The sequence below is a fragment of the Vibrio sp. 1288 genome (assembly GCF_033344475.1).
Map to the genome: position 1 here is coordinate 1 of NZ_JAWPOX010000408.1, position 764 is coordinate 764.

Consider the following 764-nt stretch of genomic DNA (forward strand, 5'->3'; position numbering starts at 1 on the left):
ATGAAAAGGTGTTGCTCTGTACCGCTGAAGGTTTTAAGTGGGTTGACATCAATACACTCATCGCTGCAAACGCTCAACCTTCTTCCGAATTTATTGATAACTTGAAGCTACACGACGGTTTCCAGTTTGAATGTCCACTGCTGCAAGCCGTGCAATTTTTCTTGCTTGTCGCGGTTGGGCTTTATCTTGCCACCATTCAGTGGTTACGCCGCGTTAAACACGCGCTCACGCCCTACCATTTTGCTCAATGCGGCAGATTGGTTTACCAGCATATCGCACCAAAGCAATCCCCTCCTTGTGTTTTTCCTGCCTAATGGTTCTTTAAGAACTCAGGCTCACAATAATAACAATTATCCCATTGAGCATTTGCTCGGGAAGTCATTCTATTTAAAAGGAAAATACACATGCTTAAACAAATGAAAATCGCCACTTTGTCACTTATCGCTCTCATTGCTAGCCCTATGAGCCTTGCTCACGATTACGAAGCCGGAAAAATTCACATCGGTCATCCTTGGAGTCGTGAAGCGCCGCCAAATGCTCCTGTTATTGGCGGATTCTTTCAGCTGACCAACCATGGGGATACAGAAGACGCGTTGATCGCAGCAGAAAGCCCAATCGCTGGCCGCGTGGAGATCCACACTCACGCGAACGAAGACGGTGTAATGAAGATGATTAAAATCGATGAAGTGCGTGTAGCGGCACACGAAACCGTGGTATTTAAGCCAGGCAGCTTCCATTTAATGATCTTCAACCCAACGCAAACA

Annotated in this window: 2 protein-coding genes; both read left to right on the forward strand. The window is 46.3% G+C overall.

The window, feature by feature from the left end:
• A partial coding sequence (locus R8O11_RS27085) for a hypothetical protein (protein WP_318194857.1) occupies nt 1–314 on the forward strand: 314 nt, incomplete at its 5' end.
• Nucleotides 315–404: 90 nt separating this feature from the next.
• Nucleotides 405–764: copper chaperone PCu(A)C (locus R8O11_RS27090; protein WP_318194858.1), on the forward strand; the 360-nt coding region annotated here is incomplete at its 3' end.